General features: G+C 70.5%; 16 protein-coding genes. 14 read left to right on the top strand and 2 right to left on the bottom strand.

Annotated elements, in window-relative coordinates; all coding sequences use genetic code 11:
• The 11 genes from ETU37_RS01325 to ETU37_RS22990 form a co-directional block, all read left to right on the top strand.
• Positions 1–627: MCE family protein (locus ETU37_RS01325; protein ID WP_206053615.1), on the top strand; the 627-nt coding region annotated here is incomplete at its 5' end.
• Positions 624–1,658 (top strand): MCE family protein, encoded by a 1,035-nt coding sequence (locus ETU37_RS01320; RefSeq protein WP_129985061.1) that lies wholly within the window; start codon positions 624–626, stop codon positions 1,656–1,658. The genes ETU37_RS01325 and ETU37_RS01320, both read left to right, overlap by 4 nt.
• Positions 1,655–2,668, top strand: coding sequence for an MCE family protein (locus tag ETU37_RS01315; RefSeq protein ID WP_240755464.1), 1,014 nt, complete (start codon positions 1,655–1,657; stop codon positions 2,666–2,668). Before ETU37_RS01320 ends, ETU37_RS01315 begins: the two co-directional genes overlap by 4 nt.
• Position 2,669: 1 nt before the next feature.
• Positions 2,670–3,842, top strand: a complete 1,173-nt coding sequence (locus ETU37_RS01310; protein ID WP_129985060.1) for an MCE family protein — start codon at positions 2,670–2,672, stop codon at positions 3,840–3,842.
• On the top strand, positions 3,839–5,305 hold the full coding sequence (locus ETU37_RS01305; RefSeq protein ID WP_129985059.1) for an MCE family protein: 1,467 nt from the start codon (positions 3,839–3,841) through the stop codon (positions 5,303–5,305). Before ETU37_RS01310 ends, ETU37_RS01305 begins: the two co-directional genes overlap by 4 nt.
• A complete protein-coding gene (locus ETU37_RS01300; RefSeq protein ID WP_129985058.1) occupies positions 5,302–6,585 on the top strand; it encodes an MCE family protein in 1,284 nt (427 codons plus the stop codon). Before ETU37_RS01305 ends, ETU37_RS01300 begins: the two co-directional genes overlap by 4 nt.
• Positions 6,586–6,613: 28 nt before the next feature.
• Positions 6,614–7,147, top strand: a complete 534-nt coding sequence (locus ETU37_RS01295; RefSeq protein WP_129985057.1) for a hypothetical protein — start codon at positions 6,614–6,616, stop codon at positions 7,145–7,147.
• A gap of 13 nt (positions 7,148–7,160) precedes the next feature.
• On the top strand, positions 7,161–7,877 hold the full coding sequence (locus tag ETU37_RS22995; RefSeq protein ID WP_165372348.1) for a hypothetical protein: 717 nt from the start codon (positions 7,161–7,163) through the stop codon (positions 7,875–7,877).
• A 534-nt stretch (positions 7,878–8,411) separates the two neighbouring features.
• Positions 8,412–11,879, top strand: a complete 3,468-nt coding sequence (gene rpoB, locus ETU37_RS01280; RefSeq protein WP_129985054.1) for a DNA-directed RNA polymerase subunit beta — start codon at positions 8,412–8,414, stop codon at positions 11,877–11,879.
• Between the two features lie 97 nt (positions 11,880–11,976).
• Positions 11,977–15,858, top strand: a complete 3,882-nt coding sequence (locus ETU37_RS01275) for a DNA-directed RNA polymerase subunit beta' (protein WP_129985053.1) — start codon at positions 11,977–11,979, stop codon at positions 15,856–15,858.
• A 155-nt stretch (positions 15,859–16,013) separates the two neighbouring features.
• Entirely contained in the window at positions 16,014–16,778 is a 765-nt protein-coding gene (locus ETU37_RS22990) for a lysophospholipid acyltransferase family protein (RefSeq protein WP_165372347.1), read from the top strand.
• 15 nt (positions 16,779–16,793) lie between these two features.
• Here the strand turns inward: ETU37_RS22990 and ETU37_RS01265 are convergent, their stop codons facing one another.
• Together ETU37_RS01265 and ETU37_RS01260 are read right to left on the bottom strand one after the other, a co-directional pair.
• Positions 16,794–18,749 carry a family 43 glycosylhydrolase gene (locus ETU37_RS01265; protein ID WP_129985051.1) on the bottom strand — a complete coding sequence of 652 codons (1,956 nt, stop codon included), beginning with the start codon at positions 18,747–18,749 and terminating at the stop codon, positions 16,794–16,796.
• A gap of 76 nt (positions 18,750–18,825) precedes the next feature.
• Positions 18,826–19,953: an acyltransferase family protein gene (locus ETU37_RS01260; protein WP_165372346.1), complete on the bottom strand. Its 1,128-nt coding sequence runs from the start codon at positions 19,951–19,953 to the stop codon at positions 18,826–18,828.
• 121 nt (positions 19,954–20,074) lie between these two features.
• Between ETU37_RS01260 and ETU37_RS01255 the strand changes: the two genes are divergently transcribed.
• The 3 genes from ETU37_RS01255 to ETU37_RS01245 are packed head-to-tail and all read left to right on the top strand — an operon-like array spanning position 20,075 to position 24,629.
• Positions 20,075–20,575, top strand: coding sequence for an NUDIX hydrolase (locus ETU37_RS01255; protein WP_129985049.1), 501 nt, complete (start codon positions 20,075–20,077; stop codon positions 20,573–20,575).
• Positions 20,575–21,843: a hydroxyacid-oxoacid transhydrogenase gene (locus tag ETU37_RS01250; protein WP_129985048.1), complete on the top strand. Its 1,269-nt coding sequence runs from the start codon at positions 20,575–20,577 to the stop codon at positions 21,841–21,843. The genes ETU37_RS01255 and ETU37_RS01250 overlap by 1 nt, the downstream gene beginning before the upstream one ends.
• A complete protein-coding gene (locus tag ETU37_RS01245) occupies positions 21,840–24,629 on the top strand; it encodes an FAD-binding and (Fe-S)-binding domain-containing protein (RefSeq protein ID WP_240755463.1) in 2,790 nt (929 codons plus the stop codon). Before ETU37_RS01250 ends, ETU37_RS01245 begins: the two co-directional genes overlap by 4 nt.
• Positions 24,630–24,725 lie beyond the last annotated feature (96 nt).

Raw genomic sequence — 24,725 nt, 5'->3', positions numbered from 1 at the left:
TTCGTGGAGAAGGAGCAGAAGATCCAGGCGTTCTTCTCCGACGTGGCCGGCTTCTCCAACACCAGCCGCGACTTCCTCGAGACCAACGGCGACAACATCATCCGGCTCAGCAACCAGGGCGCAGAGCAGCTCCCGCTCTTCGCGAAGTACTCCCCGGAGTACCCGTGCCTGCTGCAGTCGATGGTCGACTGGACGCCCTCGATGGAGCAGGCCTACCGGGGCTACACCCTGCACATCAACCTCGAGACGATCCCCAAGCAGCCGCGCGGGTACGACGCCGGCGACAGCCCGGTCTTCGACGACAAGCGCGGCCCGATGGCGCCGGCCGAGTGCCAGGCCGCCTCGTCGTACAGCCAGGCGAACCTGCCCGGCACCCGCTACGCCCCGCCGATGTCCGACGGCGTCAGCCGTCCGGTCAACAAGCGCGTCGCCCCGTTCAGCGGCAGTGCCGCCGCTGACGCGCCCTCGGTCGACCTCACGTCCGGCTTCGCCGGCACGTCGTCCGAGCGCGCGGTCGTCAACGCCTTCGCCGCCCCCGCGATGGGAGTCCCCTCCGATGACGTACCCGACGTGGCCACCCTGCTGCTCGGCCCGCTCGCGCGTGGGACGGAGGTGAGCGTGCGATGAAGATCCTGGACAAGCGCACCTCCGCCGACGCGACCAAGCTGCTGATCTTCATCGTCGTGACGACGCTGGCCACCGGCCTGCTCGTCGTCACGATCGGCAACATCAGCTTCGGCGACACCCGCGAGTACAAGGCCGTCTTCAGCAACGCCACCGGCGTCGTGAACGGCGACGACATCCGCGTCGCCGGCGTCAAGGTCGGCAACGTCGAGGACGTCGAGATCGTCGACCGCACCAACGCCCTGGTCACCTTCAAGGTCGACAGCACCCACCAGCTGACCGACAGCACGCACGCGACGATCCGCTACCGCAACCTCGTCGGGCAGCGCTACATCGCGCTGACCCCCGGCGTCGGGCCGAACACCCCGATGCAGGAGGACGAGACGATCCCGATCTCGCGCACCCAGCCGGCCCTCGACCTGACCGTCCTCTTCAACGGCTTCAAGCCGCTGTTCGAGGCGCTGTCCCCGGCCGACGTCAACAAGCTCGCCTACGAGATCGTCACGGTCTTCCAGGGCGAGGGCGGCACGCTCGAGAGCCTGCTGGCGCACACCGCCTCGGTGACCACGACGCTCGCCCAGCGCGACAAGGTCATCGGCGAGCTCATCGACAACCTCAACCAGGTGATGGTGACCCTCGGCAACCGCGACGACGAGCTCTCCTCGCTGCTGGTCAAGCTCCGCCAGTTCGTCGGCGGTCTGTCCCAGGACCGCGAGGCGATCCTCGGCTCGCTGGACTCCGTGTCCGCACTGGCCGTGGAGACCTCCGACCTGGTCACCGGCATCCGGCCCGGGCTGACCCGCGACGTCAAGGAGCTGCGCAAGGTCGCCGGCAACCTCGACGCCGGGAAGGGCGAGATCGACCGCGCCCTGCAGGTGCTGCCGATCAAGCTCGAGAAGGTGGGCCGCACCGCGATCTACGGCTCGTGGTTCAACTTCTACCTCTGCAACTTCAACGGGCGGGTCAAGCTGCCGGCCGGGGTGACCCTGCCGGTCGACTACAAGGCCGGCGCGGAGAGGTGTGATCTCCAGTGAGCAAGCCCTTCCGCGAACGCAACCCGGTCGTCATCGGCGCCGTCTCCCTCGCGGTGATCGCGATGATGATCCTCGCGGCCTTCCGGGCCGAGGACCTGCCGCTCATCGGCGGTGGTGACACCTACTACGCCGCCTTCAGCGAGGCCGGTGGCCTCAAGGCCAACGACGAGGTCAGGGTGGCCGGCGTCCGCGTCGGCAAGGTGAAGTCCGTCGACCTCGCCGGCGACCACGTGCGCGTCGAGTTCCTCGTCGACCGTGGAGTCGACTTCGGCGACCAGACGGGTGCCGACATCCGGGTCAAGACGCTGCTCGGCGCCATGTACCTCTCCCTGGTCCCGCAAGGCGGCGGGCAGCTCGCCGAGGGCAGCGAGATCCCGCGCAGCCGCACCACCTCGCCGTACGACGTGGTCGACGCGTTCTCCGGCCTGGCGGAGCGGTCCGAGCGGATCGACACCGACCAGCTCGCGGAGTCGCTCAACACCGTCGCGGACCTGACCCGCAACACGCCGGAGGAGTTCCAGGCGGCGCTGCGCGGCGTCAGCAGCCTGTCGGCCAACATCGCGGCTCGGGACCAACAGCTCAACACGCTGCTCACCAACCTGCACAAGGTCTCCGGCGTGCTCGGCGACCGCCGCCAGGACCTCGTCAAGCTGATGAAGGACGGCGACACGCTCTTCCGGGCGCTCGTCGCCCGGCGCGAGGCGGTCAGCAACCTGCTCGACGCGACCAGCCAGCTCTCGGTGCAGCTCTCCGGCCTGGTGCGTGACACCCGCGCCGACCTCAAGCCGGCACTCGACCACCTCGACGGCGTCGTCGACGTCCTCAACAAGAACCAGGAGAACCTCGACGCCAGCCTCCGGCTGATGGCGCCGTTCTACCGGGTCTTCGCCAGCACGCTCGGCAACGGCCCGTGGTTCGACACCTACATCCAGAACCTCCCGCCGGTGCCCAACCTGGGCAACGGGGGCGGCCTCGGGGTTCCGGGCCTGACCGACCAGGGAGGTCGCTGACATGGCCGCGCGCAGCAGGGGCCGGACCGGGTTCACCCGCGTGCTCTCGATCGTCGCGGTGCTCGCGATCGTCGCGGCGTTCGGGCTCGCCCTGTTCCAGCAAGGACCCGAGCAGAAGACCCTGACGGCGAAGTTCCCGCGCACCGTCTCGCTCTACGAGGGCTCCGACGTCCGCATCCTCGGCGTCCCCGTCGGCACGGTCACCTCGGTCACCCCGACCGGCACCGACGTCACGGTGACGATGGAGTACGACGCGAAGTACAAGGTGCCCGCCGACGCCGACGCGGTGATCATCACCCCGGCCATCGTGGGGGACCGCTTCGTCCAGCTGACACCCGTCTACCAGGGCGGCGAGGTGATGGCCGACGGCGCCGAGCTGACCGTCGACGACACCTCGACGCCGCTCGAGCTCGACGAGATCTACCAGAGCATCGACGACCTGATGGTGGCGCTCGGCCCCGACGGCGCCAACAGCAAGGGCGCGCTGACCAACCTGCTCGACTCGACCGCCGCGAACTTCGCCGGCCAGGGCGAGCAGTTCAACCGGACGCTGAAGAACCTCGGCAGGTTCACCGGCACGCTGGAGAACAACAAGGAGGAGCTGTTCGGCACCGCCCGTGAGATGCAGCGGTTCGTGCACGCCCTCGCCGCCAACGACCAGACGGTCCGCGACTTCAACGACTCGCTGACCGGTGCCGCCGACCTGCTCGACGACGAGCGTGAGGACCTCGCCGCCGCGCTGAGGAACCTCTCGGTGGCGATGCGCGACGTGTCGTCGTTCGTCAAGGAGAACCGCGACTCGCTGTCGGAGAACATCAAGGGCCTCAACCAGGTGTCCAAGATCCTCGTGAAGCAGCGGGCCGCGCTCGACGAGACGCTCAGCGTCGCCCCGGTCGCGCTGTCGAACCTGTACCACACCTACAACCCCAAGACCGGCACGCTCGACACCCGCACCAACCTCGGCGAGAACATCGGCGACCTCGAGAACGACCCGGCGACCGTGCTCTGCTCGATGCTCGCGCAGACGCCGTCCCCCAAGCAGGCGTGCAACCTGATCCAGCAGGCGCTGCCGCGCACCGCGGCGCTACAGGGCTCAGGCCGCAGCTCGACGGTGTCCGACGTCGAGGTCGTCGACCGGTCGCTCGCCGGCATCGTGGAGGTGGAGGACCGATGAGCCTGCGATCCCGGATGGTCAAGGCCGCGACCCTCGTCGCCGTCGGCGCGCTCGCGCTGACCGGCTGCGACTTCGACGTCTACAGCGTGCCGCTGCCCGGCGGCGCCGACCTCGGCGACGACCCCTATGAGGTCACCGTCGAGTTCCGCGACGTGCTCGACCTCGTGCCGCAGTCCGCGGTCAAGGTCGACGACGTCACCGTCGGCCGCGTCGACGACATCACGCTCGACGGCTACACCGCCCAGGTGACCGTCCTGCTCCGCGACGACGTGAAGCTTCCGGACAACGCCGAGGCGCAGATCCGGCAGACCAGCCTCCTCGGCGAGAAGTTCGTGTCCCTCGCCGCGCCGGTCTCCGGTGCGAGCCAGGGCCGCCTCGCCGACGGCGACCGCATCCCGCTCGAGCGGAGCGGCCGCAACCCCGAGGTCGAGGAGGTCCTCGGCGCGATGTCGCTGCTGCTCAACGGTGGTGGTGTCGCCCAGCTCAAGACGATCTCGACCGAGCTCAACAAGGCGCTCGAGGGCCGTGAGAGCAACGTCAAGGGCGTGCTCGACCAGATCGACACCTTCATGGGCCAGATCGACGACAACAAGGCGTCGATCGTCGAGGCCATCGAGAGCCTCAACCGGCTGTCGAAGTCGCTCAACGAGCAGGAGGGCACGATCAAGTCGGCCCTCGACAACCTGCCCCAGGCGCTCGCCTCGATCGACAGCCAACGCGACGACCTGGTCAAGATGCTCAAGGCGCTCACCGAGCTGAGCTCGGTCGGCACCCGGGTGATCCGCGACTCCAAGGCCGCGACGATCCAGAGCCTCGAGTCGCTCGCGCCGACCCTGAACAAGCTGGCCGAGGCCGGCGACGCGCTGCCGAAGTCGCTGCAGGTGTTCCTCACCTACCCGTTCGTCGACGCCGTGGTCGGCAAGAACCCCGCGCAGGCCCGCAACCTGCACATGGGCGACTACACCAACCTCGCGATCCAGCTCGACCTCGACTTCAGCGGGCAGAACCAGCCGACCCTCCCGGAGCCCCCGGACGTGTGCGCGGAGACCCCGCTCGACCCGGTGTGCGACGCCCTTCCCAACCCACCCGAGACGATCTCGGACGTGCAGAAGTGCCTGGAGTCCGGGGACATCACCAGCGACGCCTGCCGGCGGGTGCTGAAGGACATCAACCTGTACGAGCGGTTGAAGAACCAGTGCGCCAAGCCGGAGAACGCCGACAACCCGGTCTGCAAGGTCGTGAACCCGCTGCCTCCGTTGCCGGCGAATCCCGACCCGAGCGACCTGCCGCCGCTCCCGACCCTGCCGACGCCGTCGATGGCTCTCCCGACCATCCCGGGCATCCTCGGCCGGGCGCCGTACGGCGGGGGCGGAGGCTCCGGCGGAGCTGACGGGGTCTCGACCGACAAGCGCTACGACAGCGACCTCGCGCCGCTGCTCGTGTGGGGAATGGTGGACCGATGATCACCCGTCGCACCAAGGTGCAGCTCATGATCTTCGCGCTGATCACGATGGTCGGCGTGGCCTACGTCGGCGCGCGCTACGCCCGCCTCGACCGGCTCTTCTTCGACGACTCCTACCGCGTCGCCGCGCACTTCGCGGAGTCCGGAGGCATCTTCGAGGGCGCCCAGGTGTCCTACCGCGGGGTGACGATCGGCCAGGTCGGGGAGCTCGAGCTCACCGACGAGGGCGTCGACGTGATGCTCGACATCGACAACGACGTCGAGCAGATCCCGGCCGACACCAAGGCCGTCGTGGCGAACCGTTCCGCGGTCGGCGAGCAGTACGTCGACCTCCAGCCGCAGACCAAGCAGGGCCCGTACCTCGGTGACGGCGACGACATCGCGCTGGCGATGACCGAGACGCCGATCCCGACGACCAAGCTGCTGGTGGACCTCGACACCACGGTCAACTCCGTCAACAAGGAGAGCCTGACCACGGTCGTCAGCGAGATGGGCAAGGCGTTCAACGGCACCGGCCGCGACCTCGGTCAGATCATCGACACGTCGAACTCCTTCATCCGGACGGCCAACGACAACTTCGACATGACGACCGCGCTGCTCGAGGACGGCAACACCGTGCTCACGACGCAGCTCGACAAGGCGTCGGCCATCCGCAGCTTCGCCAAGGACCTGTCGTCGTTCTCCGACACCCTGGTGCGGTCCGACAAGGACCTGCGCTCGGTGATCGAGAACGGCTCGGCGACCGCCAACCAGCTGCGCACGTTCCTCGAGGAGAACCAGGTCGACCTCGGCGAGCTGATCAACAACCTCGTCACCACCGGCGAGGTCACCGGCCGCCACATCGACGGCACCGAGATGATCCTGGTCGTCTACCCGTACGTCGTCGCCGGCGGCTACACCGTCGTCGACAAGGACGCCGGCTCCGGCCTGTACGACGCCCACTTCGGCCTCATCCTGACCCAGGACCCGCACGTGTGCACCGGCGGCTACGACCAGGGGGAGCGTCGCCCGCCGCAGGACGGCTCGAACAAGCCGATGAACGAGAACGCCCGCTGCACCGAGCCGGCCTCGACCAGCAACGCCCGTGGCGGACAGCACGCCCCGGGCCGCGCCGGCGCCGCTTACCGGGCCCCCGTGGTGGGCACCTATGACAGGGAGAGCAAGACCGTCGACCTCGGGGCCGACGTACCGAGCGTGACCTATTCGGGGGGTGCCGCGTTGACGTTCGGGGAGGAGTCGTGGAAGTGGCTCCTGCTGGGGCCGCTGTCCAGCGGCAAGTAGTGATGCAAGTCGTCAGAGGGAGGACGATGTGAGTGTGCTCGGAACGGCGAGGCTTCCTCGCCGCCAGGGGAGTCTGGAGTTCAGCCGAGGTGCCGCCGCCACGCTGGCGGTGGTGGCGGTGGTCGCCCTGGTCGCGCTGGTCGTCCAGCTGTTCACGGTCCGCCCCGACTACACGGCCGCGGAGGACCTCGACGCCAACCGGGGAGAGGTCGTCCGGACCGCGGAGCAGTTCACCCTGCTGGTGAACACCTTCGACGCGAAGAACATCGACGCGATGAAGAGCAGCGTCACACCGCTGCTCACCACCAAGTTCCAGGACAGCTTCGAGAAGACCGCCGACGAGCTGCTGACCCAGGTCAGCAGCCTGAACCTGACGTCGAAGGGGGAGGTGCTCCAGTCGGCCGTCGCCAGCCAGGACACCGACTCCGCCCAGGTCCTCGTGGTCGCCGACGCGCGCGCCGAGTCGGACCTCGGGACGAGGGCGCGCCACTTCCGCTGGCAGGTCGACCTCGTGAAGGTCGATGGTCAGTGGCTCGTCGACAACTTCAGCCCGGTGGCGTGAGGAGGGCCTGGCCATGACACAGACACCCACCACGTCCACCCGTCGCCGGCGGATCGCCGGAGAGCGGCGGCCCGCGACCGAGCAGGTCGCCCCGCCGACGAAGAAGCCGTCCGCCCCCAAGCGCCCGGCCGAGAAGGTCGAGAAGGTCGAGAAGGCCGAGCGCGCCCGCCGGGCTCCGGCGCCCGCGCGCACCGAACCGACACCGGAGGCCACCCCCAAGCGCCCCGTCGGCCGCTGGCAGCTCACCGTCCTCGCCCTGGTCGCCGCGGTCGCGGTGACCCTGGCGGCGGGGCCGATCATCCCGGGCGTCGGCATCGCGGCGATCCGGCAGAACTCCGAGCACGACGCGGTCGCCGCCGCCTCCCGCACCGCCCCGGCCGCCGCGGAGCGCGCCGCGGCCGCGATCCTCGCCTACGACTACGAGACGCTCGAGGCCGACCGCGACAACGCGGCCCGGTTCATGACGAGCGACTACCGCAAGGAGTACCTCGACACCTTCGGCCTGGTCCTCGACAACGCCCCCGAGGTGAAGGCCGTCGTGGAGGCCCAGGTCCGCGCCAGCGGAGTCATCCACGCCGACGCCGACCGGGTCGACGTGCTGCTGTTCGTCAACCAGACCACCACCAGCACCGCCAACGAGGGCGAGCCGCAGACCGCGCTGAACCGGGTCCGGATGACCATGGAGCAGCAGAACGGCACGTGGCTGGTCGACGGCATCACCAGCTACTGAGCACGAAAGGCTGGTTACCCGGGCAGAGAGCCAGCTAAGCACGGAGCCACCGCCCCAGCACGATCACGTCGCGGACTCGCGTGGAATGACGACCGAGGGGTCAGTTGTGCACCAACACGCCGACCACGAGCAGGAAGATCTGACCCCGCAGCGCTCCGGCGGAACGCCTCGGGCGCGTGCACAACTGACCCGTCGGTACCAACAGGTCTGACCTCGGGACCGCGCGACAGGGGCTGCGCACCCGGGCAGGGACCCGGCCACGGGGCCAACTCAGCCCCAGAGATCAGGACATTCCACGTGTACGGGGTGGTTTATTGCGGATCTTTCGGAAGGGCGCGAAGTGCTTGACTCCGGTCTCGGGAGCGATCATGCTTCCAGGTGCGGAACGGGGCTGCACTGCTGGGTTGTGCCCTGAAGCCTGAGTCGGTATCGTTGGTCTTTGCGTCTGCCCTCAGATACTTCCAGCCTGCCCGGTGAGCTGGTCTGTGGTGGGCACGCGCTCGAGTCCCCGCGAAGCCCTCGGAAGGACCCCTCTTGGCCGCCTCGCGCAGCACCAAGTCCAGCACTGATCTCCACCCGCACCGCATCTCGTTCGCAAAGATCTCCGAGCCCCTCGAGGTTCCCAAGCTCCTCGACCTCCAGACCACCAGCTTCGACTGGCTGGTCGGCAACGATGCCTGGCAGGCCGCAGCCGCCGCCCGCATCGACTCCGGCGAGGACGTCTCCCTGAAGTCCGGCCTCGAGGAGATCTTCGAGGAGATCTCCCCGATCGAGGACTTCTCCGGCACCATGTCGCTCTCGTTCGAGAACCCGGTGTTCTACGACCCGAAGAACACCGTCGACGAGTGCAAGGAGAAGGACTTCACCTACTCCGCCCCGCTCTACGTCTCCGCCGAGTTCACCAACAACGAGACCGGTGAGATCAAGGGCCAGACCGTGTTCATGGGCGACTTCCCGCTCATGACCGACAAGGGCACCTTCGTCATCAACGGCACCGAGCGCGTCGTCGTGTCGCAGCTCGTCCGTTCGCCGGGTGTCTACTTCGAGCGCACCGCCGACAAGACGTCCGACAAGGACATCTACACCGCCAAGGTGATCCCCTCGCGCGGCGCCTGGCTCGAGTTCGAGATCGACAAGCGCGACATGGTCGGCGTCCGCCTCGACCGCAAGCGCAAGCAGAACGTCACGGTGCTGCTCAAGGCGCTCGGCTGGACCGAGGAGCAGATCCGCGAGGAGTTCGGCGAGTACGAGTCGATGATGCTCACCCTGGAGAAGGACCACACGTCCGGCCAGGACGACGCGCTGCTCGACATCTACCGCAAGCTGCGCCCGGGCGAGCCGCCGACGCGTGAGGCCGCGCAGACGCTGCTCGACAACTACTACTTCAACGGCAAGCGCTACGACCTGGCCAAGGTCGGCCGCTACAAGCTGAACAAGAAGCTCGGCCTGCAGGAGGCCTTCGACCAGCAGACGCTGACGATCGACGACATCGTCGCCACGATCAGGTTCATCGTCGCGCTGCACGACGGCAAGACCGAGCTCGAGGCGCCGGCCGGCACGCTGGAGATCCAGGCCGACGACATCGACCACTTCGGCAACCGCCGCATGCGCACGGTCGGCGAGCTGATCCAGAACCAGCTCCGCACCGGCCTGGCCCGCATGGAGCGTGTGGTCCGCGAGCGGATGACGACCCAGGACGTCGAGGCCATCACGCCGCAGTCCCTGATCAACATCCGCCCCGTGGTCGCGGCGCTGAAGGAGTTCTTCGGTACGTCGCAGCTGTCGCAGTTCATGGACCAGACCAACCCGATCGCCGGTCTGACCCACAAGCGCCGCCTGTCGGCCCTCGGCCCGGGTGGTCTCTCGCGTGACCGCGCCGGCTTCGAGGTCCGCGACGTCCACCCCTCGCACTACGGCCGCATGTGCCCGATCGAGACCCCTGAGGGTCCGAACATCGGTCTGATCGGCTCGCTGGCGACGTTCGGCCGGATCAACCCGTTCGGCTTCGTCGAGACGCCGTACCGCAAGGTCGAGAAGGGCCGCGTCACCGACAAGGTCGAGTACCTCACCGCCGACGAGGAGGACCGGTTCGTCATCGCGCAGGCCAACGCCGCGCTCGACGACAAGGGCCGCTTCGCCGAGGAGCGCGTGCTCGTCCGGCAGCGTCACGGTGAGGTCGACGTCGTCCCCGCCGACGAGGTGGACTACATGGACGTCTCGCCGCGCCAGATGGTGTCGGTCGCGACGGCCCTGATCCCGTTCCTCGAGCACGACGACGCCAACCGCGCGCTCATGGGCTCGAACATGCAGCGCCAGGCCGTCCCGCTGATCCGCAGCGACGCCCCGCTCGTCGGCACCGGCATGGAGTTCCGTGCCGCCGTCGACGCCGGTGACGTCGTCACGGCGTCCGGGGCCGGCGTGGTCACCGAGGTGTCCGCCGACGCCGTCGAGGTCATGCAGGACGACGGCACGCACAAGACCTACAAGATGCAGAAGTTCAGCCGCTCCAACCAGGGCACCTGCATCAACCAGCGTCCGCTGGTGTCCGAGGGTCAGCGTCTGGAGGTCGGCTCGCCGATCGCCGACGGTCCGTGCACCGACGAGGGCGAGATGGCCCTCGGCACGAACCTCCTCGTGGCGTTCATGCCGTGGCAGGGCCACAACTACGAGGACGCGATCATCCTGTCGCAGCGCCTCGTGCAGCAGGACGTCCTCACCTCGATCCACATCGAGGAGCACGAGGTCGACGCCCGCGACACCAAGCTGGGTCCGGAGGAGATCACCCGCGACATCCCGAACGTCAGCGAGGAGATGCTCGCCGACCTCGACGAGCGCGGCATCATCCGGATCGGCGCGGAGGTCACCACCGGTGACATCCTCGTCGGCAAGGTGACCCCCAAGGGCGAGACCGAGCTGACCCCCGAGGAGCGGCTGCTCCGCGCGATCTTCGGTGAGAAGGCGCGCGAGGTCCGCGACACCTCGATGAAGGTCCCGCACGGTGAGTCCGGCACGGTCATCGGCGTCCGCGTGTTCGACCGCGAGGACGGCGACGAGCTGCCCCCGGGCGTCAACCAGCTGGTCCGCGTGTACGTCGCGCAGAAGCGCAAGATCTCCGTGGGTGACAAGCTCGCCGGCCGTCACGGCAACAAGGGCGTCATCTCGAAGATCCTGCCCGTCGAGGACATGCCGTTCCTCGAGGACGGCACCCCGGTCGACGTCGTGCTCAACCCGCTCGGTGTCCCGGGCCGGATGAACATCGGCCAGATCCTCGAGATCCACCTCGGCTGGCTGGCCAAGACCGGCTGGGAGGTCGAGGGCAACGACGAGGACTGGAAGAAGCGCCTCATCGCGATCCACGCCGAGTCCGCCGCGTCCGACACCAACGTCGCCACCCCGGTGTTCGACGGTGCCAAGGAGGACGAGATCGTCGGTCTGCTCGGCTCCGCACTGCCCAACCGCGACGGGGTCCGCCTCGTCGGCGAGAACGGCAAGGCGCAGCTGTTCGACGGTCGCTCCGGCGAGCCGTTCCCGGACCCGGTCGCGATCGGCTACATGTACATCCTGAAGCTGCACCACCTCGTGGACGACAAGATCCACGCGCGGTCGACGGGTCCGTACTCGATGATCACCCAGCAGCCGCTCGGCGGTAAGGCCCAGTTCGGTGGCCAGCGCTTCGGTGAGATGGAGGTCTGGGCGATGGAGGCGTACGGCGCCGCCTACGCCCTCCAGGAGCTCCTGACCATCAAGTCGGACGACGTGCCGGGCCGCGTGAAGGTCTACGAGGCCATCGTGAAGGGCGAGAACATCCCCGACTCCGGCATCCCCGAGTCGTTCAAGGTGCTCGTCAAGGAGATGCAGTCGCTCTGCCTCAACGTCGAGGTGCTGTCCCAGGACGGCACGGCGATCGAGATGCGCGACGCGGAGGAGGACGTCTTCCGCGCCGCCGAGGAGCTCGGCATCGACCTGTCCCGCCGCGAGCCCAGCAGCGTCGAAGAAGTCTGAGGACGGCGGCCGGCGCCCCGCATGAGCGGTGGCGCCGGCACCGCCCCTCAGTCCCTCTGACTATTCAGGCAAGAACTACCGAAGGATTGCAGCCACCGTGCTCGACGTGAACTTCTTCGACAAGCTCAAGATCGGCCTGGCTACCGCGGACGACATCCGCGAGTGGAGCCACGGCGAGGTCAAGAAGCCGGAGACGATCAACTACCGCACGCTCAAGCCCGAGCGTGACGGTCTCTTCTGCGAGAAGATCTTCGGTCCCACCCGGGACTGGGAGTGCTACTGCGGCAAGTACAAGCGCGTGCGCTTCAAGGGCATCATCTGCGAGCGGTGCGGCGTGGAGGTCACCCGCTCCAAGGTCCGCCGTGAGCGGATGGGTCACATCGAGCTCGCCGCTCCCGTGACCCACATCTGGTACTTCAAGGGCGTGCCGAGCCGTCTCGGCTACCTGCTCGACCTGGCGCCGAAGGACCTGGAGAAGGTCATCTACTTCGCCGCCTACATGGTCACCCACGTCGACGAGGAGGCGCGTCACCGCGACCTCTCGTCGCTCGAGGGCAAGATCGGGCTGGAGCGCGAGCGCCTCGAGAAGCGCCGCGACGGCCAGCTCGACGAGCGCGCCAAGAAGCTCGAGGAGGACCTCGCGGCCCTGGAGGCCGAGGGTGCCAAGGCCGACGCGCGTCGCAAGGTCAAGGACGGCGCGGAGCGCGAGATGAAGCAGGTCCGCGACCGCGCCCAGCGTGAGCTGGACCGCCTCGAGGAGGTGTGGACCCGGTTCAAGAACCTCAAGGTCCAGGACCTCGAGGGCGACGAGCTGCTCTACCGCGAGATGAAGAACTGGTTCGGCAAGTACTTCGAGGGCCACATGGGCGCCGCGGCGATCCAGAAGCGCCTCGAGTCCTTCGACCTCGACGCCGAGGTGGACTCGCTGAGGGAGACCATCGCGACGGGCAAGGGCCAGCGCAAGGTCCGCGCCCTCAAGCGCCTCAAGGTGGTCGACGCCTTCCGCAAGACCGGCAACAGCCCCCGGGGCATGGTCCTCGACGCCGTCCCGGTGATCCCGCCGGACCTGCGTCCGATGGTGCAGCTCGACGGTGGCCGCTTCGCGACCTCCGACCTGAACGACCTGTACCGCCGCGTGATCAACCGCAACAACCGGCTCAAGCGCCTGCTCGACCTCGGCGCCCCGGAGATCATCGTCAACAACGAGAAGCGGATGCTCCAGGAGGCCGTCGACTCGCTGTTCGACAACGGCCGTCGTGGCCGTCCGGTCACCGGGCCAGGCAACCGGCCGCTGAAGTCGCTGTCCGACATGCTCAAGGGCAAGCAGGGCCGCTTCCGGCAGAACCTCCTCGGCAAGCGCGTCGACTACTCCGGCCGTTCGGTCATCGTGGTCGGCCCGCAGCTGAAGCTGCACCAGTGCGGTCTGCCCAAGCAGATGGCGCTGGAGCTGTTCAAGCCGTTCGTGATGAAGCGGCTCGTGGACCTCAACCACGCGCAGAACATCAAGAGCGCCAAGCGCATGGTCGAGCGGGCCCGCCCGGTCGTGTGGGACGTGCTCGAGGAGGTCATCACCGAGCACCCGGTGCTGCTGAACCGTGCGCCCACGCTGCACCGTCTCGGCATCCAGGCGTTCGAGCCGCAGCTGATCGAGGGCAAGGCCATCCAGATCCACCCGCTGGTCTGCACGGCCTTCAACGCCGACTTCGACGGTGACCAGATGGCGGTGCACCTGCCGCTGTCCGCCGAGGCTCAGGCCGAGGCCCGGATCCTGATGCTGTCGACGAACAACATCCTCAAGCCGTCCGACGGCCGCCCGGTCACCATGCCGACGCAGGACATGATCATCGGTCTGTTCTTCCTGACCCGTGACATGGAGCAGGACCTGCCCGGCGACGGTCGCGTCTTCGGCTCGACGGCCGAGGCGATCATGGCCTTCGACCGCGGCGAGGTCACGCTGCAGAGCACGGTCCGGATCCGGATGCCCGAGGTCGTGGACTCCGAGAGCATCGCGCTGCCGGAGGGCTGGGAGCCGGGTCAGCCGGCGACCATCGAGACGACGCTGGGTCGCGCGCTCTTCAACGAGACGCTCCCGGCCGACTACCCGTACGTCAACTACGAGGTCGGCAAGAAGCAGCTCGGCACGATCGTCAACGACCTGGCCGAGCGCTACACCAAGGTCGAGGTCGCCGCGGCGCTCGACGCGCTGAAGGACGCCGGCTTCCACTGGGCCACCCGGTCCGGAGTGACGGTCTCCATCGACGACGTCGTCACCCCGGAGAAGAAGGCCTCGATCCTGGAGAGCTTCGAGGAGCAGGCCAAGAAGGTCCAGACGCAGTTCGAGCGCGGTCTGATCACCGACGACGAGCGCCGTCAGGAGCTCATCGAGATCTGGACGCAGGCCTCCAACAAGGTGGCCGACGAGCTCGAGACGACGTTCGACAAGATGAACCCGATCTGGATGATGGTCCACTCGGGTGCCCGCGGAAACATGATGCAGGTCCGCCAGATCGCCGCCATGCGAGGCCTGGTGGCGAACCCGAAGGGCGACATCATCCCGCGGCCGATCAAGTCGAACTTCCGCGAGGGTCTGACCGTCCTGGAGTACTTCATCGCGACGCACGGCGCCCGCAAGGGTCTGGCGGACACCGCGCTGCGGACCGCCGACTCGGGCTACCTGACCCGTCGTCTGGTGGACGTCTCGCAGGACGTGATCATCCGCGAGGACGACTGCGGCACGGAGCGCGGCCTGCCCAAGCGCATCGGCGTCAAGCTCGACGACGGTCGCGTGGTCAAGGACGAGAACGCCGAGACCGCGGCGTACGCCCGCTCGGCGGCCGTGGAGGTCACGCACCCGGAGACCGGCGAGGTGCTGGCCACCGCGGGTGAGGACCTCGGCGACGTCAAGATCGACGAGCTCGTGGCCGCCGGCATCGAGGAGGTGAAGGTCCGCTCGGTGCTCACCTGTGACGCCAAGACCGGCACCTGCGCCAAGTGCTACGGCCGCTCGCTGGCCACCGGCAAGCTGGTCGACATCGGTGAGGCGGTCGGCATCATCGCCGCCCAGTCCATCGGTGAGCCCGGCACGCAGCTGACGATGCGTACGTTCCACACCGGTGGTGTGGCCTCCGCGGACGACATCACGCAGGGTCTGCCCCGCGTGGTCGAGCTCTTCGAGGCCCGCCAGCCCAAGGGTCGTGCGCCGATCACCGAGGCGGCCGGTCGCATCGAGATCGAGGAGACCGACAAGGCAAAGAAGGTCCTGGTCACCCCGGACGACGGATCCGACGTCCAGGAGTACCCCATCAGCAAGCGCTCGCGCCTGCTGGTCGGCGACGGTGACCACGTCGAGGTCGGCCAGAAGCTCACCCAGGGCACCGAGGACCCGCAGGACGTGCTTCGCGTCCTCGGCGTCCGCCGCGCCCAGGAGCACCTGGTCGACGAGGTCCAGCAGGTCTACCGCAGCCAGGGCGTGTCGATCCACGACAAGCACATCGAGATCATCGTGCGGCAGATGCTGCGCCGCGTTCTCGTGCTCGAGCAGGGCGACACGCACATGCTGCCGTCGGAGCTCGTGGACCGGATCTCCTTCGAGGAGGAGAACCGCCGCGTCGTGTCCGAGGGTGGCAGGCCGGCGGCCGGCCGTCCGCAGCTGATGGGCATCACCAAGGCGTCGCTGGCCACCGAGTCGTGGCTGTCGGCGGCGTCGTTCCAGGAGACCACGCGCGTCCTCACCGACGCGGCGATCCACGGCAAGTCCGACTCGCTGCGCGGCCTGAAGGAGAACGTGATCATCGGAAAGCTGATCCCGGCCGGCACCGGCCTGGAGCGGTACCGCAACATCCGGGTCGAGCCGACCGAGGAGGCGCGTGCCAACGCGTACTCCGTGACCGGCTACGGCGACTACGACTACGACTTCGGCACCGCCGGAGGCCAGGCCGTGGCGCTGGACGACTTCGACTTCGGTTCGTACCAGAACTGACGACGTCGGGTCTGGTCGTCACGAACCAGATCGAGCATGGAAGGGCCCGCACTCGCGCAGCGAGTGCGGGCCCTTCCGCGTCGAGAGCCGTCCTGCCTCGTGAGCGTCGGGGCGAGGCTCCCAACCGCGTGGCCGTCGTGTGCGAACGTGCAGGTGTGGAGGGCACCTACACCGCGGCGACCGGCGCGGCCCGGATCGTGCTGCGTGCACTCGGGCTGCGCATCGACCTGCTCGGCGACGAGCAGGTGCCGGCGTCGGGGCCGGTGCTGCTGGTCAGCAACCACGTGAGCTTCCTGGACTTCGTGCTCGTCGGGCTCGCCGCCCGGCGCAGCCGCCGGCACGTCCGCTTCCTCACGCGGTACGACGTGTGGCGCCACCCGCTGGTGGGCCGCGCGATGACCGCGATGGGTCACGTGCCGGTCGACCGGGCCGCCCCGGCCGGTGCCTACCTGCACGCCCGGTCGCTGCTGCGACGCGGCGAGGCCGTGGGGGTCTTCCCCGAGGCCGGGATCAGCCTGTCGTGGACGGTGCGCGGCCTGCTGCCCGGCGCGGTCGCGCTGGCCGCGGACACGGGCGCGCCGATCGTGCCGGTGACGATCTGGGGGCCGCAGCGGGTCGCGACCGCGCTGCACCGGCCCGACCTGCGACGTGGGCGGCCGGTGTCGATCAGCGTCGGGGCGCCGTACACCGTCGCGCCCGACGCGGACCGCACGGCCGAGCTGCACCGGCTCGGCGGGCGGCTGCAGCGGATGCTCGACGAGCTCCAGGAGCGGCCCGAGCACCAGCCGCCTGCGGGAGAGGAGCCGTGGTGGCACCCCGCGCACCTCGGCGGCGGGGCGCCGACGCCGCTGGACGCGCGAGCGCGGGAGCGGACCGTGCACCCGCGGGCCGTGACCCCGTCGTGGGCGCCGCCGGCCTGACGCCGCCCGACGGGGTCACTCCAGGCGCCACACCCGCACGTGGTCGAAGGTCGCCGTGAAGCCGGCGCCGCCCATCGAGACCAGGCCGATGCGGGCGCCCGGGCCAAGCTCGTGGGTCCACACGCCCCCGCGCACCCAGCGCCGACCGCCCTGGGAGGTGTAGGCGGTGTAGTGCTCCGCGCCGTCCCGGGTGCGACGAACGATGCGCAGCCAGGTCTCGTCACCGGGCGCCCCGACGACGCTGTTGCCGTAGCGCGGGAAGGACGGCGGCGCGGCCGGCACCTCCTTGGCCCACTCGGTCTGCCGCGTCTCCCAGATGGAGGCGTGCCCGAGCTTGACGAAGGCGTCGTCGGACCTGCGGACCACGAGGCCCGCCTGCACGTAGTTGTGGCAGCAGCCCTCCGCCGGCACGTCGAGCGACACCTTCGTCTGCACGACGTAGTCGCCGGTCGGAGCGGGCTCGGTGAGCACGGAGGCGGTGTTCGAGTCGACGTACAGGTCCGCGGCCTGGGTCGCGAAGCGGAACCGTCCGCCGGCGACGCGGTACGTGGCGGGGTCGGGCCGGCGCACCCAGGTCCAGCGGTCGGCCAGCCGCTCACCCCCGAACTCGTCGGAGTACGCCGGGAGGAGGCGACCGGTGCGGTCGGGATCCACCGGGTCGGGACGGTACGCCGACACCTGCCCGGGCTGCGCGGCCGGGCCGGGGACCGGCTCGTCGGAGGCCCACCGGCCGGAGCGCACCGACGGCCAGCCGTCGACCCAGGCGAGCGGGTCGAGCAGCGCGGGTCGCTTGGTGAAGCCGGGTCGGCCGGCGAAGTACGGGTCGTCGCGGTCGACGGCGTGGTACGCGAGCCACCACCGGCCGGACGTGTCGCGGAACGCCGAGCTGTGGCCGGTGCCGACCCAGCGGTTGCCGTTCATGCTGATGACCGGCGTGCCGCCGACGCGGCCGGCGAGCAGCGAGCTCCCCTCGCGGTCGACGAACGGCCCGAGCGGGCTGCGCGACCGGCCCGCGAAGACGGTGTACCCGGTGAGCGGACCGGCGCAGCAGTTGGTCGCGGAGCCGAAGAGGTAGTACCAGTCGCCGCGTCGCACGACGTTGGTGCCCTCGTAGCGGTTGCCGATCGACACCTGGGTGGCGGCGCCCTGCTCGGCGGCGTCGAGGTCGGGCTGAGTGGGCCGGCGCAGGTCGGCGGGGTCGACCTTCGGCTCGACCCGCTGGCCGAGCGTGACCCGGGTGGGCTGTCCGGTCGTGCTGATGCCGTCGGCCGTCAGAGCGACGTGCTGGCCGAAGACGCCGCCGTAGTAGCTGCCGAAGTACAGCACCGCGGTGTCGTCGACGCTGTCGCCGAGCACGTCGGGGTCGTAGGTCCAGTAGAAGTCGCAGCCCGGGCCGGCGCGCCGCGGCCCGACAAGCGGCTCGTCGCTGGGTGTCCACGGGCCGGTGGGGGAGTCGCTCACCGCGACGCCGATCGCGCTGTCGCTGGTGCAGCCGGGCTCGCCACTGACCGCGTCAGCGGTGTCTGTCACGACGTAGGTCAGGTAGTAGCGGTCGTGGGTCCGCGAGTGGACGACGTCCGGCGCCCACAGGAAGGCCGACGGCGCCGCCCAGGCCGGCCTCTGCGGCAGCGCGTCGCCGACGTACTCCCACGAGACCAGGTCGTCCGACCGCATCGTCGGGACGGGGTGGAACACAGGGTCGCCGGGGCCGGACGTCTCCGCGTCGTTGAGCGGGTCGGTGGTGCAGTAGAGGTACCAGGAGCCCGCCTCGTCGCCCTGCCCCTGGAGCACGGCCGGGTCGGCGCACGAGTCGACAGTGCCGCCGTCGGCGACGGTCGGGGCCAGCGGGTTGCTGTACGTCGGTGGCGGCTCGGAGGTCTCCGCGGTCGCGGAGGTCGCGGGGGTGGCGGCGCCGACCGCGAGCAGGGGAGCGAGCAGGAGCACGGCGGAAAGAGGTGTGACCCGAGTCATGTCCGGCACTCTGCCCGACGATTTACAACGTTGCAATAGGCGGAGGCGCCGGGACGACCGGCCGGTGGGCCGCTGGTCAGCGGCGGTTCACCGGGTGGCGGTGGGTGAGCGCCAGCCGCTGCTCCACGCCGACCCGGTGGTGGTGCGGCTCGAGCATCCCCGGGGTGTCCTCGGTGGCGGTGCTGATCGGGTCGACCAGCTTGTTGAGCCGCCGCGCGACCGGCGTCGCCGCCAGCGCCAGGGCGAGCAGCACGGCGGCACCGGTGATGAGCACGAACGCGGTGACCTCGTCGTGCTCGACCAGGCCGCCGACCCCGGCGTACTGCGCGGCCTTCACGAAGAACCCGTGGCAGAGGTAGACGACCAGGCTCGCGGCGCCGAGCGGCGTGAACCAGCGGTAGGACCGCGGCATCAGCGACAGCGCGGCCAGGGCCAGCGCGCCGGCGACCAGGATCATCCCGAGACGTCCGGCGAAGCCCTCCCAGACGGTGGCGTTCATCGCGGCGTACGACGAGCGCCAGTACAGCCACTCGACGTTCATCGGCTTCGCCACGACCGCGGAGACGACGAACGCGAGGACGAGCGCCGCGAACGCCCACACCCGCACGCGGGTCTCGGCCAGTCGGTCGAAGTGCTCGCGGGTCAACACCAGGCCCAGCACGAAGAACGGCAGCAGCCCGGTGGCGCGCGAGATGTCGAGGACGTCGCTCTCGACGAGCCCGCCGAGCAGGCTGACGACGACGGCGACGACGAGCGGCTTCGGCACCCGCAGCAGCAACGGTTTCGCGAGCCGCCAGAGGAACAGGACGGCGAGGTACCACATCGGCCAGTGCGGGTCGATGTAGAGCGGGCTGCCCATCGACTCCTTGCCGATGACGATGCGGAACGTCGCGAGCAGCGTCTCGAACACGAGGTACGGCGCCACCACGGTGGTGACCAGCTTGCGCAGGTGCGGCCGGGTGAACCGGAAGCTGCGGGAGAGGTAGCCGGTCACGATCACGAAGGCCGGCACGTGCCAGGCGTACAGGAAGGTGTAGGCCGGGAACGACGACGGCGCGTCCGGCATCATCACCCAGGCGTGGCCGATGACCACCAGCGTCACCAGCAGCAGCTTGGCGTTGTCGAAGAACGGGTCGCGCGAGCTCGCCGGGGCTGGCGCGTCCGTGGTCTCGGTCGCTGTCGCGGGGGCGGTGGTGGTGCTCATCGTCCTCGTGGGTGGTGTCGTCGCCGTCGGTCCCATGGTCCCCACCGCGTTCACGGGCGAAACGACGTGGCGGTCACACCGCGCCGCGCCCGGGTGCCGCCGGTTTCCCTAGAGTGGCCCCATGCCCGCCGAGCCCGCCGAGCCCGCCGACGCCGCCGACGCCGCCCTGCCGCGGCGCCAGCGCGTCGCGGCGTACGCCCTGCTGCGGCGCGGCCACGAGGTGCTGCTGACCCGGATGTCGGACCGCACCCGGATCCCCGGTCGCTGGACGCTGCCGGGGGGTGGCATCGACCATGGCGAGGAGCCGCGGGCGGCGCTGGTCCGCGAGGTCTACGAGGAGACCGGGCTGCGCGTCGAGCCCGGCGTGCTCGCGGACGTGCACTCCACGCACTTCACCGGCGCGCGGGCCGACGGACTGGTCGAGGACTACCACGGCATCCACCTGATCTTCCGCGCCACGATCGCGCCGGAGTCGCACGACGTCGAGCCGCACGTCGTCGAGGACGACAGCTCCACGGACCTGGCCGCCTGGGTCGACGTCGACGAGGCGCTCGGCCTGGACCTCCTCTCGGCCGCGCGGCACGCCCTGACCCACATCCACCACGACGAGGTGAGCCGTTGATGCAGGAGACCGTCTTCACGTACGGCGCGCCCCAGCTGAAGTTCGGCCCGGGCGCGTCCGACGAGATCGGCTACGACCTGTCGCAGTCCGGGGCGAAGCGCGTCCTGGTCGTGACCGACGCCGGCGTCGCCGCGACCGGTCACCCGCAACGGGTCGCCGACCAGATGGCGGAGTTCGGCATCGAGGCCGTCGTGTACGACGGGTCGCGGGTCGAGCCGACCGACGCGAGCCTCCAGGCCGCGGTCGACCACGCGCGGGAGACCGGGCCGTGGGACGCCTTCGTGGCCGTCGGCGGCGGGTCCGCGATCGACACCGCCAAGGCCGTCGACCTGCTGTGCACCAACCCGGGCGACCTCATCGACTACGTCAACGCACCCGTCGGTGGCGGACGGTCGCCCGCCCACCCGCTCGCGCCGCTCGTCGCCGTGCCCACCACCACCGGCACCGGCAGCGAGAGCACCACCGTCTGCGTGCTCGACGTGCTGGCCCAGCAGGTCAAGAGCGGGATCAGCCACCCGCGGCTGCGGCCGACCATGGCGGTCGTCGACCCGCGGCTCACGATGACGCAGCCCGCCGGCGTCACCGCGGCCGCCGGCATGGACATCCTGTGCCACGCCCTCGAGTCGTGGACGGCGCGCCCGTACACGTCGTACCCCCGCAAGCAGCCGGAGGAGCGCGTCCCCTACTGCGGCGCCAACCCGATCGCGGACATGTGGGCCGAGAAGTCCCTGCGCCTGCTCGCCACGTCGTTCCGGCAGGCCGTGAAGAACGGCGACGACGAGGACGCCCGCACCCAGATGTCGTTGGCCGCGACCTTCGCCGGGATGGGGTTCGGCAACGCGGGCGTGCACATCCCGCACGCCAACGCCTACCCGGTCGCCGGTCGGGTCCGAGACTTCCGGCCCGAGGGCTACCCCGACGACCACGCGATGGTGCCGCACGGCATGGCGGTGGCGCTGACCGCGCCCGAGGCCTTCAGGTTCACCTTCGACGCCGACCCCGAGCGGCACGTGCGCGCCGCCGAGCTGCTCGCGCCCGGCTCCGACCGGCCCGACGATCTGCGCGAGTACCTCCCCGGCGTGCTCGCCGACCTGATGCGCGACATCGGCATCCCCAACGGTCTCGGCGCCGTCGGGTACGCCGAGTCCGACGTGCCGGCGCTGGCCGAGGGCACGCTGAAGCAGCAGCGGCTGCTGGCCACGGCGCCCAAGGACGTCACCGAGGACGACGCGACCGCGATCCTGACCCGGTCGCTGGAGCTCTGGTGACCGCTGACCTCGTCGCGGCCCTGCACGAGGCGGGCGTCGCCGACGTCGACGACTCCTCGCTCACCCGCGCGCTGTACTCCTCCGACGCCTCGCTCTACCGCGTGCCGCCGCTCGCCGTGGCCCGGCCGCGCGACGTCGACGAGCTGCTCGCCGTGGTCGCCACCGCGCGCGAGACCGGCACGCCGTTGACCATGCGCGGCACGGGTACGTCGATCGCCGGCAACGCCGTGGGGCCCGGCCTGGTCGTCGACACCCGCCGGTACCTCGGCCGGGTGCGGTCGATCGACCCGGAGGCCGGCACGGCCGAGGTCGACCCCGGCGTCGTGCACGCCGACCTGCAGCGCGCGGCGGCCCCGCACGGCCTGCGGTTCGGCCCCGACCCGTCGACGCACACCCGCTGCACGATCGGCGGGATGATCGGCAACAACGCCTGCGGCTCCCGGGCGTTGGGCTACGGCCGCACCTCCGACAACGTCGAGGCCCTCGACGTCGTGACCGGCGCGGGCGAGCGGATCGCCACCGGCACGCCCTCCCGCGCCGGCGCCGCGCTCGACGAGCTGGTCGGCCGGCACCTCGCGACGATCCGCACCCACCTCGGCCGGTTCCCGCGGCAGGTCTCCGGCTACGCCCTCGAGCAGCTGCTGCCCGAGCACGGCCGGCGGCTCGACCGCTTCCTCGTCGGCAGCGAGGGCACGCTGGCCGTCGTGCTCGGCGCCACCGTCCGGCTGGTGCGCGACCCGGCGCACCGCGTGCTGGCGGTGCTCGGGTACGCCGACATGTTCGAGGCGGCGGACGCCGTACCCGGGCTGCTGGGGCACCCGCTCGTCGCCTGTGAGGGCCTCGACCAGCGGATCACCGACGTCATCAGGGCGGGCGGCGGCACCGTGCCCGACCTCCCCCGCGGGGGCGGCTGGCTGTTCGCCGAGGTCACGGGGGACAGCGAGGCCGAGGCGGTCGCACTGGCCGAGGCCGTGGTGGCCGACGCGGGTGCGCTGGACGCGCGGGTGGTCGCGGACCCCCGCGAGCAGGCGACGCTGTGGCGGATCCGCGAGGACGGTGCCGGCCTGGCCGCACGCAGCCTCGGCCGTCCCGCGCACGCCGGGTGGGAGGACGCCGCCGTGCCGCCCGACCGGCTGGGCCGCTACCTGCGGGACTTCGACGCGCTGCTCCGCGAGCACGGCCTCGACGGCGTCCCCTACGGCCACTTCGGCGACGGCTGCGTCCACGTGCGCATCGACTTCGGCCTGCGCGAGCCCGACGGCCCGGCGGCGTTCCGGCGCTTCCTCGACGACGGCGCCCGCCTCGTCGCGTCGTACGGCGGCACCCTGTCCGGCGAGCACGGCGACGGCCGCGCGCGGTCGGCGCTGCTGCCGCTGATGTACCCCGCCGAGGTCGTCGACCTGTTCGCGCAGGCCAAGGGCGTCCTCGACCCCGACGGGCTGCTCAACCCCGGCGTGCTCGTCGACCCCCGGCCGGCCGAGTCCGACCTCAAGCTCGCCGGTCCGCTGCGGGAGCCGTCCCGCGCGCTGCGCTGGGCGCACGACGGCGGCTCGGTCGTCGAGGCGGTCCACCGCTGCACTGGCGTGGGCAAGTGCGTCGCCACCCCGGTGGGCGGCGTGATGTGCCCGTCGTTCGAGGCCACCCGCGACGAGAAGGACTCCACCCGCGGCCGCGCCCGCGTCCTCCAGGAGATGGTCGACGGACGGCTCGTCCGCGACGGCTGGCGCTCGCCCGAGCTGCACGAGGCGCTCGACCTCTGCCTGGCGTGCAAGGGCTGCGCCAGCGACTGCCCGACCGGCATCGACATGGCGACCTACAAGGTCGAGGCGCTGCACCAGCGCTACCGCGGCCGGCTGCGGCCGCGCAGCCACTACGCCCTGGGCGCGCTGCCGCGCTGGCTGCGGCTCGCGTCGCGCACCGGGGGCGCCGGCCTGCTCCGCAGCGGGCTGGTGCAGCGGGTCGCCAAGGCGGCGGCCGGAGTCGACCGCCGCCGGTCGATCCCCGCGCCGGTCTCCGCCGGAGCGCGCTCCCGGCTCGCCGCCGTCGACCGCCCCGACGTGGTCGTGTGGGCCGACACGTTCACCGAGCACTTCACACCTGACCACGCCACGGCCGCCGTCGACCTGCTCACCCGGGCCGGCCTGCGCGTCGGGTACGTCGAGGACCCCGCCTGCTGCGGCCTCACCTGGGTCAGCACCGGCCAGCTCGCTCCCGCCCGCCGGCAGCTGCGGCGGACGGTGGACGTTCTGCACCCGTACGCCGCCGCCGGCACGCGCATCCTGGCGCTCGAGCCGTCCTGCCTGGCGACGCTGCGCACCGACGCCGCCGAGCTGCTCGACGACGCGCGGCTGCCCGTCGTCGTCGCGCACACCCGGACGCTGGCCGAGCTGCTCGCGGAGACGGACGACTGGACCCCGCCCGACCTCACCGGCGTCGAGGTGGTCGCGCAGCCGCACTGCCACCACGCCAGCGTCATCGGCTGGCAGGCCGACGCGGCCCTGCTCGCGCGCACCGGCGCGACCGTCACGAAGGTGGCCGGCTGCTGCGGGCTCGCCGGCAACTTCGGCGTCGAGCAGGGGCACTACGAGGTCTCCGTGGCGGTCGCCGAGACGCACCTGCTGCCCGCCGTACGGCAGGCGGGGGAGGGGGCCGTCGTGCTCGCCGACGGGTTCTCCTGCCGCACCCAGCTGGCCGACCTGGCCGGGGTGCGGTCGATGCACCTCGCCGAGCTTCTCGCCGGCGGCAGGGAGACCGTCCGAACGGGACGAATCCCCTATACCGCATGACGCTCGGGGCCGTTTTGACCCTGCCTCGGCGAGCCGGTAATCTCTTTCATCGTGCCTGGGACAGCCAGGCCATCATGCGTGCCCCCGGACATCGCG

The sequence above is a fragment of the Nocardioides iriomotensis genome (genome assembly GCF_004168035.1).
Taxonomy (GTDB): domain Bacteria; phylum Actinomycetota; class Actinomycetes; order Propionibacteriales; family Nocardioidaceae; genus Nocardioides_B; species Nocardioides_B iriomotensis.
Note: the sequence above shows the minus strand (reverse complement) of the source record. Positions and strands in the feature narration are given on the sequence as shown.